Genomic DNA, 13,352 nt, shown 5'->3' with positions numbered 1-13,352 from the left:
AATGAAGCAGGCAGCAGTATGGGTAGTAACGATGATAATATTTGCCGCATGCCAGCCGCACAGGTTGCAGCCAGGCAAAGCACTGGTAGTGTCGCATGCAGGAAAGGATGCTTCCTGTCCTTATCTTACAAAAGATGCGGAAGGCCGGCCGGTATTGAGTTGGGTGGAAACAGTCAAAGGCGCCGATACAGGTTTGATGTATTATTCGGTATCTAACGATAACGGGTATACGTTTTCTGAGCCGGTAGCGATCCCTGCTTCTTCAGGTGTATACCCGCATGATGAAAATTTACCTAAGCTGCTGTATAAGCCCGGCGGTACCGTAATAGCCCTTTTTGGAATAGAAGCCAATGACCCGAGGAATAAGTATGCAGGTAAAGTGATGTATACCCAGTCATTTGATAACGGGAAAACATGGCAGGCCGCCATACCTATGGTAACTGATACAGCGGGGTACGACCAGCGGTATTTCGATATGGCGCTGCTGCCGGGAGGGGAAGCAGCTGCTATCTGGCTGGATAACCGGAAGGATACCAGCGCGGAAGGTTCCACACTTTACTTTGCCACCACCCGGGGCCGCAGCGGGTTTCAAAACGCTGTTCCTGTAGCCACCACTATCTGCCAGTGCTGCCGTACCAAAATGTATGTAGCAGAGAATGGAGATATCCATTTGGCTTACCGTGATATTATCAACGATTCTATCCGCGATATGGTGCACCAGGTGTCTGCTGATGGGGGCCGTACATTTTCGGCACCGGTGCGTATCAGTGCAGATAACTGGGTGGTGAACGGCTGCCCGCATACAGGGCCAACACTTACTGCCAACAGTAAAGGGCTGCACTTCGCATGGTTTACAATGGGCGGCGGACAAGGCGCTTTTTACTGCCGCTCGGCAGATAACGGTAACACCTATACGCAAAAGGAATCACTGAGCAGATCGCCTATGGCAAAGCATCCGCAAATGGCTACCATAGCAGACCAGATCCTGGTGGTATGGGATGAACCGGTAAAGTGGAAAAACGATTTTAACAGCCGTATCGGTTTCCAGTATAAAGCAGCAGATGGAAAAACAAAAGAGGCAGGAGTCCTTACGGTCGATAGTGCCTATGCCAATTTCCCGGTGATCAGCGCAGTGAGCGCCGGTAAAGTATTGGTGGCCTATAAGAGAAGAGTGGGAGATAAGAGCGAGGTAGTGGTAAACCTGTTAGGTATGCCGTAACACAATTTTGGGATTTAGTCATTTGCCTCTTAAAAGGGATCAAATAACTAAATCCCAAAATTCAAAAACTTGTTTCAGCTGTAACCCAATGAAAAGCCTTTTTGTCCGGCCCAGTCTTTACGCGATGATGCCCAACGGCCATAATTGCCTTTCCGGGAATTACCGAAATAAAAGCGCCATCCTTCTTTCCACCGGGGATAATACAGACGCAGCAAATACATAGTCATAAATGTAAGCATAGGGATAGGTTTTCATGATCAGGATAGTTAGCATAAATTTTCTGCAATAAAAAAATCCACAGAAAATATATAAATGTTTCCAAATATAAAAACTATCCTCAAGCCACGAAATCACACCTATGTGTTATTTTTTATCTATGTAATAAGCGTTAGCCTGTTGTAAAGGCGTAAGTACCAGGTCGTTGATACAAACATGCGGCGGCAGCGATGTACAATAGTATACTACGTCTGCTACATCCTGGGCGCTAAGGGGAATAAATCCTTTATATACATCTTTCGCTTTATCTTCATCTCCCTTAAATCTCACCAGCGAAAATTCAGTTTCAGCGGCGCCGGGATGAATAGCAGTTACTTTTATCCGGTATGGCAGCAGATCAATGCGCATACCCTGGGAAATAGCATCTACCGCTGCTTTGGTGGCACAGTATACATTGCCTCTGGCATATACCAGTTTGGCCGCAGTAGAGCCGATATTGATAATATGCCCGGTGGTCCGGGAGCGCATCCATGGAATCACCGTGCTCGACACATACAGCAATCCTTTTACGTTGGTATCTATCATGGCATCCCAATCATCTGTACTGCCTTCATCAATGGTGTTTAAACCGGCAGCAAGACCTGCATTGTTCACAAGGATGTCAATTTTGCGCCAATCTTCCGGAATAGTGCCTAAAACAGCTTTTACCTCCTCCTCTTTTCTTACATCAAAATTCAATGCCAGCACATTGATACCAAATTCCTGCGTTAGCTGGGTTTGCAATGCTTCGAGCCTTTCTTTCCGGCGGCCGGTGATAATTACATCATAACCTTTACCGGCATAAGTAGTAGCGCAAGCCTGACCAAAACCGGCAGTGGCGCCAGTGATAAGAACAATTCCCATGAGCGGTTATTTTTTTCTGCAATTTACTAAGGTTCAGCGGACCAACGTAACAGTTCCTTTTTTCATGATCTCTTTCCCGTTGAAATCAGTACCCTTCAATATCCATATATAGGTGTCTATCGGAGCAGGCGTTCCTTTGAAAGTACCGTCCCATCCGGTGCGGAAATCAGTAGAAGAATAAATTTCCGTTCCCCAGCGGTTGAAGATCCGGAAAAATTTGTAAGTGGTAATGCCCACCGGGATAAACCGGAAGTGATCGTTCAGCCCATCCCCATTGGGGGAAAACGCATTGGGGATATACATGTCGGGGCCGGTATAATACTTTACATGCACGGAGTCGAACCCGAAACAGCCCTGCTGATTGGATACCCGCAGTGCAAAAGATATATCCCTGTTATAGTTAAGCACCGGTTGCGCAATGTTGGGGTTGCTAAGCCCGTCGGCGGGCGACCAGGAATAAAAATCGCCTCCGCTGCCCTGCATCACCATTTGCTGCCCTTTGGCCAGAATGGTGTCGTTACCGGCATAGGGATTCACTTCATAGATCCGTATATTTTTGCTGACGGTTTTTACACATTGCTTATCCGTTAACAGGGTCAGCGAAATCGTATATACGTCTCCTTTAGGGAACACATATCTCATGGCGCGCTCTGCGCCCGGTGTTATCACACTGTCGAGCATACCAAGGTCCCAGATATGACTGGTAATATTTCCATACACATAGGAGGAGGTATCATTGAACTGTATGGGATCGCCCCTGCAAACGCCGGTGCTGGTAAAGCCCGCTGTTAATCCGGGGTAATTGAATACTTTGCCTTCGGAGCTGTCGGTGCAGGCCAGTCCGGGATTCACTACCATTTTTACTTTATAAACACCGGTGTCGGGATATTGGTGATAGAACATTGTTCTGGTGTTGGTGAGGGTATCTGTGCCATCACCAAAGGTCCAGTAATAGGTAGATGTATAACCGGCTACGCTGGAATTGGTAATAGGAACATGTAAAGAAGGGTCTTCTGTACAGTTATTCAGCACAGATGGAAAGATGGCAGTGATCTTTGTCTGACAGTTGAATACGGTCAGCAGTATATCCTTACTGTGGGAGCCCAGGAATTGTTTGGTAACCGGATCATATTCATTTATACATACGGTTACCACATATTTTCCCGGTCGGTCTGGTGTACAGGTGATCAGTCCTTTGGAGGAAATGGAAATACCAGGGCTTCCGCCCATGGGGTTGCTGCCCGAGTAAGGAGGTATATAACTCACTGTGGAATTATAGGGAGGTGGGGTAGTGGAATTGCTTTCATTGGCGTTGGAGCCATCTGTTAATGCGCTACAGAGATTATAGGTCAGGCTGTCGCCATCTTCATCATAAGCAGCATAATCCAGTTGAAACGGCATGGCATTACAGATCACAATGGCAGTATCCCGGTCGAAGTACGCGCTGTTATTATTGGGTCTCGATTCTATACCCGGAATTACGGTGTAGTATGTGGAGCCTTCATGTTCGGAATTATAAATGTTACTCAGCTTTTCGCCCCGGCAGCACCGCTGTGAGGAAACATAATAGCCGCCGGCAATTGGCGGCAGCTCAATAGTGGCGGTATAAAAAGCTACTTCAAGGTGTTGGGCCTGCGGGGCAAGACAAGGATTTTTCAGCGTATCTATCAGCGGGCGGGTAAAAGAAATATAGAGGTAAACAGATGATAAAACTTTGGAGCCGTTGGAACTAAACACGTTGGCAGTAACGGGGTTCTCAAATCTGTCAATACAACCCTGGCGTTCGCCACAGGTAAAATCTGCGTCGCGGTATAATTTGAGAGTGATGAGATAACGGTAGCGGGAGTTATCTTCAGTCATTCCTAATGTCTTATAAAAAATTTCGCCACCAATGATATGATATCCAGCCGCAAAAACAGGGAACAAACAGCAGCTCAATATCATTAAAACTGCGCTCTTCATGATGGGGGATACTGCTCTCTGAATTTAACAAAAAAAGAGCATATCCGGTTCAATCACGCCAACTTTATCTTACAAGTGTGACGGTTCCCTTATGTTGAACGGTATTATTGTTAATATCTTTTCCCTGAACTACCCAAACATAGGTACCCACTGCAGCAATACTGCCGTTAACGGTGCCATCCCATCCCTTCAGATAAGCCGTGCTTGAGAATATCAGCTTACCCCAGCGGTCAAACACACGGAAGAATTCCATCTGCACAATACCTACTGGCAACGGGCGGAATATATCATTCAGGCCATCTCCATTAGGAGAGAAAGCGTTAGGAATATATATATCAGGTCCTTTTATAAAGCGTACAAAAATGTTATCTGTTCCGGAACAGCCTTCCTGCGTATAGGCGGTAACGGTATATGTAATATCGCGGTTATACGTAGTTACCGGATTATAAATGTTGCGGTTGTTTAATCCATCCGGCGGGCTCCAGGTATACCGCACACCGCCGGTAGCGTTCAGCTGGAACGGCGTGTTCAGCATGATAATGGTATCGTTGCCGGCAAACGCATTTACTTTGGGCACTACTTTTACCAATGCAGTGGCGGTAACCGGTTTGGGACATCCCAGTGTATCCGTTACAGTTACTGTGAATAAAGTGGTATCAGGCGGATGTGCCAGCGTAACGGCCGATGAGGCTTTATCTACATAAAAGGCAGGCGTCCATTTGTAGTAGGCGCCACCGGTAGCGCGCAGCGTAAGCGGAACGCCAGAACAAACGGTGGTGTCCGGAGCGGCAGTGGCCCTGGGAGGGTCCACTACTTTAAGTGTAACGGTATCGGCTGAACGGCATTTTCCCAATGTTACCTGTATCTCATAACTTTGTTTGGGCGGCGCAGGTGTTACATACGCATCTGCCAGTGTAGACACTACCTGGTTGCGGTCAAGATCCGTCCACCGGTAGGTATAAGCTCCATCGGTAACAGCCGGTAAATGCACTTCGTCATTGGTGCACACGGTGCTGTCGGAAATGGTTTTCACACGAATGGTATCTCTTACATCTACCTTTATATCCTTGAAATTGGTACAACCCTGTGCATCGGTAAACGTTACTTTGTATTCCGACGATTTTGGAGGGAATACAATGGCATCAGGCGTAGCGGGATTCAGGATAAAATAGTTATCGGGCGTCCATGCGTAAGTGCCGGGAAGTGTGCTGGTAGCCCACATCTGCAGGCTGTCTTTTGCACAAAGCAATGTATCGTTGGTAGCGGTAAAAGGAGGCTTATCGTATATTACCAGTGGCTTTGTAATGGTTTGCTCGCATCCTTTTACATTCCTTGCTAGCAGCTTTACATTATAGGTGCCCGGTGTTTTGTAGGTATAAAGGGGATTGACCAGGTTAGACGTATCGCCGTTACCGAAATCCCATTTGTAGTACTCGATGGCACCGGCGTCAGATTGGGTAGGTGCGGAGTTGAACCTGGTTTCTTTATTTACACAGGCGCCGGCAGTAGTGAATGCAGGCTTGAATACCGGGTACGCATATACGGTGGCAATGGCGCTGTCGCCGCAATTGCTGGCTTTATCCACATACAGCTTTACCGTATACGTGCCTTGCCTGGCATAAGTATGCTGAATAGGATCCGCACTGTTGGTATCGAGAAAGGTGCCGTCCCCAAAGTCCCAGTGGTAGGGTTTTCCCAGTGTACTGTTGTTGGTGAAGGTGATGGTTAAACTGCTGCAGTCTGCATATTTTTCCGGCATGGAAGCAGTGGCCAGCTTCACACAGGAAGTGATGTTGATGTGGAAATCTTTCCGTAATGTACCGATCTTCTGCCCCTTGCGGAATTCATTTACACACACCGTTACCACGTACTTTCCGGCTGCCGGGGCTATGCCGGAAATAATACCGGTTTTAGGATCTATGGTAACAGTAGAACCCAGCGGGCTGCTGCCGCTGAAGGGCGACACATAGCTGGCGAAGTTGTAAGGTGGCGCTACTGCTGCCGGGGGAATATCTCCTTCACTGGTTTGCCCGCCCTTATACGCATCGCAGAACTCGTAGCTGAGGGAATCCGCATCAGGGTCTGTAGCAGAAAAATCATAGGTAAATTTCTTATCGGCGCAAACAAGCGTTGCTTCTTCTTTATTAAAGACCGGGCTTGAATTATTGGTAGCGCCGGAGTTGCTGCCAGGTATATCTGCATAATAGGTGGCGCCGGTGCCAAGGTCGCCGGGACGGCCGCCGGGAATAGGCTCTGCTACTATATTCTCCATATAAGGGTCGCGGCAGCAGCTCTGGAAAGCAATGGTATAGCCGGAGCTGTTCACCGGGAGGGAAATAGTAGTGGTGTAAGTGCCTATCTGGTAACAGATCACCGGTGGATTAACAATACACGGATCAATTTTGGCAAGGGTTTTTACTTCAAAATTGGTACGGGTAATCTGGTAACGTCCTATGGTGCGGTAATCGCTTCTGTCGAAAGACGACAGTACAACAGCGCTGGGCATTTTGGCAATACGTTCCCCATCGCCGCAAATGCGGTATAATTTCAGCGTGATGGAATATTGAAGCATATTCCCGCTCTGCCCGAGATACTTATAGTAAACCTGTCCGCCTATGATATGGCTGGCCTGCGCCACCAGGGCGCACACCATGCATAGCAGGATGACAAGGAGTTTTTTCACAACAGGTATTTTTTTGATTTATAGTTGACAAAACGCTATAAACTGTTCCAATATCACATTGCTTTCTTCGGCTATTTCCCACATTCCCATGTGGCCTACGTTTTCAAAAATATGTATACTGCCTGTTGCCGGTAAAGTTATCTGCGGCAGTATGTTATCCAGTGGCACGGCATTATCATCTTTTCCGATCATAAATAATACCGGCGCCCGGAGGGTTTTCAACACTTCTGTTCTGTCCGGTCTTTTTGCCATTGCTTCATAGTACGCCACCAGAGCGGGAAGCTGGCATTCCATGCCCATTTTCACATAGGCGTCTACCAGGTCGTTGTGTTTACTTTTGGTAGCAGGGCTGAACATATTTGGCAATGTTTGCTTTAAAAATGTTTCGGCCCCGTACTGCTCCATTATACGAATGGATTTGCGCCTTCCTTCCTTTTTCTCTTCGCTGTCTGCCCTGGCAGTAGAATGAAAGAGGCCCAGTCCTTTCAGCAGTGCGGGGTATTTTTCCGCCAGTGCCAGCGCAATATATCCGCCCATAGAGTGACCGATGATAATTGCTTCACTGATATTTTCTGCTAACAGGATGGCATATACGTACTCCGCCATGGATTCAATGGTAAGCGGAGTAGTAAGGGGCGATAACGCGGTGCCGGGTAAATCAGGGATAATAATCCGGTAATGCTCTTTTAGCCGCATTGTTTGGTTGCTCCAAAGCGTTGCATTTTCTGAAAAACCGTGTATAAGCACTATCGTTGCACCCTTGCCTTCGTCGAGCCAGGTGATGTTTCCGTTATTGATTGATTTCCGCATGTCTTAAGCCGGGAATAAATCGTGAAATAAAAGCATGTACCACTAACAAGATACAAAATATTAGTGCTGCTTTCGAAACCAGATCACCATTTTTTACATAGAACGTAATACCTGCCTCCGGTGTTACAGTTGCTTTAAAAACAGCTTCTTTCCAATAGGGTTGCGGCTGATGAACGTTCCCTGCAGGGTCAATGACAGCGGAAATACCGGTATTCGCGCACCTGGCTATCCATCGCCGGGTTTCAATGGCCCGTATGCGTGCATATTGTAAATGCTGCCGGTGCCCTTCTGTGTTTCCCCACCATCCATCGTTGGTGATAATGACCAATAAGTTAGCGCCTGGTTTAATATGGGTGGCCATGTAGTTACTGAATACAGATTCGTAGCAGATAACGGGGAACACGTTGATACTGTCCTGCGGATTGGTAAACATTTCCACTCCTGGCATCCTGCCGTAGCTGCCTGTAATGCCGCCAAAATCCAGCGCCACGCTTTGCATAAACGATAAATAGCCTACATAGGGCACTAATTCGGCCCCGGGCACCAGCTCATACTTGTGATATACCTGGATGTTCCGGGAAGTATCCACCTGGATCGCGCTGTTATAGGCATCCCAGCGGGTGCCGTCGTTCATGGTCCTGGCGGTAGCCGGTATTTCATCGGTAGCGTTGTACCGTTTCGTGGTAGCAGCGCCGCTGATGAGTTTTGCCTTCGGGTAGTGCTGAAGCATCTCGCGGATGGCAATGATCTCCGGCTGATAATTCAGCTCATGTTCCCAGGCGCCCGTTGGGAATAGAGCAGTTTCCGGCCATATAATATAACGGGTATTGCTGTCTGCTTTTTCTTTTGTGAGATGTAAAAGTTTTCCAAGCTGCTCCATCGCCGATCCTGCGCTGAACTTTTCATCATAGGGATCTATGTTCGGCTGCACAATTACCACTTCGGTTTTCCGCGCAGCATTATCTGCCGGGGCGGATATAAAAGCTGATATGAGCAATGGTACACCTGTTACCAGCAGCGGTTTCCAGCATTCGCCCAGCAGGATCTGTTTCCAGGTGAAATCGTATAGGCGCGCCCGTTTCCATACATTGTAGATCACAATATTTGCCAGTAGTACCCAAAAGGTGCCTCCGCTGGTACCGGTATACTCATACCACTGGATCCATCCCGGCCTCAATGCAAAAGCATGGCCCAATACCAGCCATGGCCAGCTGAATTCCCAGGTTTGATGAATGTATTCAAATGTTAACCAATATACGATCAGTGCAAAGTAAGCCACCGCTTCCGGCAGCTTCCGCTTCGTGTTTTTGTATCCCAGCCAGGGAATGCTCATCAGCAATGCGTTGAAGCAATTGGCAAACACACCGCTCAGCGGAAGCGTGGTATTGCCTACCCACCAGGTAGACGCCACATTCCAAACAAGAAAAGCCAGGAAAAGAAGACCAAAATATTTCCAGCGGTGCTGTACTTTATCACTGATATACAACAGGGGCGTAAAAGCAACGAAAATGAGCGGGGTAAGCGGCATGGTGGGCCAGGCAAGCCAGCAGATCAAACCACTCAGTATACTCAACAACAGGTAAGGCTTCTTCATGTAGGAATTGCGGATTATGAATGACGAATTATGACGAAGATAAGCGCGGAATCACTGAAAACAAAAACGCCCGGTACTTGGTACCAGGCGTTTATATCTGACATGTTGCTTATCTGCTGTAGTTAGGTGCTTCCTTGGTGATCACCACATCATGCGGGTGGTTTTCCTTCACGGTAGCTGCGGTAATTTTTACAAACTGCGCACCTTGTAAGGCTTTGATATCTTTGGAACCGGTAAGGCCCATACCAGCCCGTAAACCGCCTACAAACTGCTGTACTATTTCAGACAGCATGCCTTTGTAAGGAACACGGCCTACAATGCCTTCGGGTACCAGTTTCTTGATATCATCCTCATCCTGGAAGTAACGGTCTTTACTGCCTTCCTGCATGGCTTCAATAGAGCCCATACCACGGTAGGATTTGAATTTACGTCCTTCGTAAATGATGGTTTCCCCGGGGCTTTCTTCCACACCCGCAAAAATGGATCCTGCCATGATGGTAGATGCGCCTGCTGCAAGGGCTTTCACCATATCGCCGGTATAACGGATACCGCCATCTGCAATAACCGGGATACCCAGTTTCTTCAAGGCATCAGCAGCTTCCATAACGGCGGAAAGTTGCGGGAACCCTGCACCTGTAACGATACGGGTAGTACAGATAGAACCTGGGCCTACACCTACTTTTACAGCGTCGGCTCCTGCCTGTGCCAGGGCCAGCGCACCTTCCGCAGTGGCTACGTTACCGGCAATCACCTGCAGTTTCGGGAATGTTTTCTTTAATTTCTTCAGGTTGTTCAGTACAGCAATGGAATGACCATGGGAACTGTCCAGGCAAACCACATCTACGCCTACATTGATCAGGGCCTGTGCACGGTCCAGCAGATCGGCGGTGATACCTAATGCGGCGCCTACCAGTAAACGGCCAAATTCGTCTTTTACTGCGTTAGGGTAGCTGGTCAGCTGCAGGATATCACGGTAAGTGATCAGCCCTGCCAGTTTGCCCTGCTTGTTAACAACCGGTAATTTTTCAATCTTATATTGCTGGAGGATTTTTTCTGCCTTTTTCAGGTCGGTGCCTTCGGGAGCAGTGATCAGGTTTTCGCTGGTCATCACTTCTTTTACAAGGCGTTTTTTATTTTTCTCAAAACGTAAGTCCCTGTTGGTCAGGATCCCCACCAGTTTGCTGTTGTCGTCAACAATGGGAATACCGCCGATACCGTTTTCTTTCATCAGTCGCAGCGCTTCTCCGATGGTGGCATCCACTTTCAGTGTAACGGGATCTATGATCATGCCGCTTTCACTGCGTTTTACACGCCTTACCATTTCGGCCTGCCGTTCTATGCTCATGTTTTTGTGGAGAATACCTATTCCGCCTTCCCTTGCCAGCGCAATGGCCAGCGTCGCTTCTGTAACAGTATCCATCGCTGCAGATACCATTGGTATATTCAGGCGTATGTTTTTTGTTAATTGCGTAGAGAGATTTACTTCTTTAGGCAGAACTTCAGAGTAGGCCGGTACCAGGAGTACATCATCAAATGTCAGTCCGTCAGCTACAAATTTGGGTTTAGATTTTCCCGCAGGCATGATGCAACTATTAATCAGTTAAAAAATAATTGCACGCAAATGTACACCTAATTACCCAATAAATAAAATAATCACTCCCCACCCGGCCTGGCAGGTTGTTAATTAATCATTAACAAACCAGTTCATAAAGTTGTCCAGGTAAGCTTCTGAGCACACTTTGCATCTCCAGGTTAAATACGGCGGTAGCTACCTGGCTGCCTGATAACCGTGTTTGCAGGTACAATTCCTCCAGGTGCCGCTGTGATTTTTCCCGGAAAAGCGACATGATCAGCTGTTCTTCTTCGCTCAGTTCCGGGAATAACCGGGTTTGTGCTACCGGTACGGAGCCGGCTCCCGTCTTTTCCTGCCAGCCCATAAATGCCAGTACATCCGCTGCACCGGTGAGCAGCGCTGCTTTATTTTGCCCGATCAGGTAATTACAACCTGCCGATTGCGGATCATGCAGCCTTCCGGGGATACAGAACACATCGCGGTGATAGCTGTTGGCCAGGTCGGCGGTGATCAGTGAGCCTCCACGCATTCCGCTTTCTATTACTATAGTGGCATCGCAGAGCCCGGCTACAATCCGGTTCCGCTTGGGAAAGTTCTGCCGGTCGGGCGCCGTCTGACTTGGATAATCAGTAAGCAGCCCGCCCTGCTCCAGCATCTGCACAGCCACCTGCTTATGCACCGGCGGATAGATCCGGTCCAGCCCATGTGCCAGCACCCCAATAGTGGGAATCCCAGATGTCAGGGCGGTTTTATGGGCAATAATATCAATACCATAGGCCAAACCGCTAACAATGGTAACACCAGCCTCTGAAAGGCCCGCAACCAGCGCCTCACAAACGCTCCTGCCATAGGCAGAAGGGTGCCGGGTGCCCACAATATTGATCATCCGCGCGGCATTCAGCGATGCATTGCCCCTGTAATACAGCATTGCCGGGTTATCATAGCAATGCAGCAACCGTTGGGGATATGCCGGATCTGTACAGAATAACGGCTGTATCCTGTGCTTCTCCATAAACGCTATTTCCTTTTCTATCTCCGTAAAATCACGGAAACTACGGATAGCGCCCGCTCTTATGGCGCCTACGGTTTCAATCCTTTCCAGCTCCTGCCTGCGGGCATTGAAAATGTTGCCGGCGCTGCCGAAATGTTCCAGCAGTTTCTTTATAGTTATATCGCCGATCAGGGGAATACGGGTTAACGCCAGTTGATACATGAGTTCCTGGGGCATAACAAACAATAATTTCCGCATAATTTACAATTTTCTCCCGGCACTTTTTTCTCCCTGGCATGAATTATTTTTGCAGCTACCAACGGATATTCTTATGAAGATGAAATGGATACTGACAGGCATAATGGCAGCAGGATTACTGGCCTGTAAAACTACCCGGCCGGTAGCAGAAAAAAATGCGGGATCGCCACTGCTTCCCGGAGGCCCCGCATGGGCTGCACTATGGCAGCAGCAATCCGGCGAATACAAAGCACTGTGCCTCCAGGCATACCAGCTGGCAGCCCTTCGCCTCGATCAGTACATCGCGGCCAAAGGCAGCAAACCACTGGCGGTAGTTACTGATATCGATGAAACCGTACTCGACAACAGTCCTTACTCGGTACACCAGGCGCTGGCCGGCAAAACATACGATGATAAAAGCTGGATGGAATGGACGGCCAAAGCCGTGGCAGACACAGTTCCCGGCGCTCCCTCCTTTTTTAAATACGCTGCTTCCAAAGGCGTGAAAGTATTTTATATCACCAACAGGCTGGAAGCCGAAAGGGCGGTAACCCTGCAAAACCTCCAGCACTACCAGTTCCCGGATGCAGACAATGAGCACCTGTTTCTGAAAACCACTACTTCCGGTAAAGAGCCGCGCCGGCAACAGGTATTACAGCAATATGAAATTGTAATGCTGTTTGGAGATAACCTTGGCGACTTCTCCTCCACCTTCGATAAAAAACCTTTTGAGGAAAGAAATACCGCTACATTACAGGCTGCGCCGGATTTCGGCAGCCGGTATATCGTTCTCCCCAATCCTATGTATGGCGACTGGGAAGGAGCGCTCTACAATTTCCAGTATAAGCTAACTACCCAGCAGAAAGACTCCATACTGCGAAGCAGGTTGCGGAATTACTAATGCGGCGTTCCCCGTCGCCGGCGCTGCAATGCTATCCTGATCCGCAATATCAGCCGATGAAGGCGCTCAGGTGCCGCTCTACGGATAATTGCAGCAGGACACTGGTACACGCATTGAAATAAAGGCTACCACTAAATTACCATCCTGGCAAAAAGCGGCCAAACCAATCCGCCGGTTCTGGCGCTTTTTGCCGGATTTTGTACCCGGAAGAATTATAAAAAAATACCCGGCAATCAGCTCAGCTATACGACAATGTAAACCGA

10 protein-coding genes are annotated in these 13,352 nt (G+C 48.3%); 2 read left to right on the top strand and 8 right to left on the bottom strand.

Annotated elements, in window-relative coordinates:
- The first annotated feature begins 1 nt into the window (after position 1).
- Complete coding sequence (locus FN124_RS05290; protein ID WP_185937098.1) at positions 2-1,219, top strand: sialidase family protein; 1,218 nt, start codon at positions 2-4, stop codon at positions 1,217-1,219.
- A gap of 74 nt (positions 1,220-1,293) precedes the next feature.
- On the opposite strand, the gene FN124_RS30835 is transcribed toward FN124_RS05290, so the two are convergent.
- The 8 genes from FN124_RS30835 to dprA all read right to left on the bottom strand — a co-directional run bounded on the left by FN124_RS30835 (position 1,294) and on the right by dprA (position 12,209).
- Positions 1,294-1,458 carry a hypothetical protein gene (locus tag FN124_RS30835; RefSeq protein WP_185937097.1) on the bottom strand — a complete coding sequence of 55 codons (165 nt, stop codon included), beginning with the start codon at positions 1,456-1,458 and terminating at the stop codon, positions 1,294-1,296.
- Between the two features lie 124 nt (positions 1,459-1,582).
- Positions 1,583-2,338, bottom strand: coding sequence for an SDR family NAD(P)-dependent oxidoreductase (locus FN124_RS05285; protein ID WP_142683714.1), 756 nt, complete (start codon positions 2,336-2,338; stop codon positions 1,583-1,585).
- A 33-nt stretch (positions 2,339-2,371) separates the two neighbouring features.
- Positions 2,372-4,198, bottom strand: coding sequence for a T9SS type B sorting domain-containing protein (locus FN124_RS05280; protein WP_185937096.1), 1,827 nt, complete (start codon positions 4,196-4,198; stop codon positions 2,372-2,374).
- 166 nt (positions 4,199-4,364) lie between these two features.
- Positions 4,365-6,983 carry a PKD domain-containing protein gene (locus FN124_RS05275; protein WP_142683712.1) on the bottom strand — a complete coding sequence of 873 codons (2,619 nt, stop codon included), beginning with the start codon at positions 6,981-6,983 and terminating at the stop codon, positions 4,365-4,367.
- 18 nt (positions 6,984-7,001) lie between these two features.
- On the bottom strand, positions 7,002-7,793 hold the full coding sequence (locus tag FN124_RS05270; RefSeq protein ID WP_142683711.1) for an alpha/beta fold hydrolase: 792 nt from the start codon (positions 7,791-7,793) through the stop codon (positions 7,002-7,004).
- Positions 7,774-9,387: an apolipoprotein N-acyltransferase gene (gene lnt, locus FN124_RS05265; protein ID WP_142683710.1), complete on the bottom strand. Its 1,614-nt coding sequence runs from the start codon at positions 9,385-9,387 to the stop codon at positions 7,774-7,776. The genes FN124_RS05270 and lnt overlap by 20 nt, the downstream gene beginning before the upstream one ends.
- A 109-nt stretch (positions 9,388-9,496) precedes the next feature.
- The gene (gene guaB / locus FN124_RS05260; RefSeq protein WP_142683709.1) at positions 9,497-10,969 is read right to left on the bottom strand and encodes an IMP dehydrogenase; all 1,473 of its coding nucleotides are present in this window, start codon (positions 10,967-10,969) and stop codon (positions 9,497-9,499) included.
- Positions 10,970-11,078: 109 nt separating this feature from the next.
- Positions 11,079-12,209, bottom strand: coding sequence for a DNA-processing protein DprA (dprA, locus tag FN124_RS05255; protein ID WP_260607335.1), 1,131 nt, complete (start codon positions 12,207-12,209; stop codon positions 11,079-11,081).
- A 79-nt stretch (positions 12,210-12,288) separates the two neighbouring features.
- Between dprA and FN124_RS05250 the strand changes: the two genes are divergently transcribed.
- Positions 12,289-13,089 (top strand): 5'-nucleotidase, lipoprotein e(P4) family, encoded by an 801-nt coding sequence (locus FN124_RS05250; protein ID WP_142683708.1) that lies wholly within the window; start codon positions 12,289-12,291, stop codon positions 13,087-13,089.
- Positions 13,090-13,352: the final 263 nt, after the last annotated feature.

Source organism: Chitinophaga polysaccharea (assembly GCF_902150045.1).
Classification (GTDB): Bacteria; Bacteroidota; Bacteroidia; order Chitinophagales; family Chitinophagaceae; genus Chitinophaga; species Chitinophaga polysaccharea_A.
The sequence above is the reverse complement of the archived record's forward strand: the minus strand, read 5'-3'. Positions and strand labels throughout refer to the sequence as shown.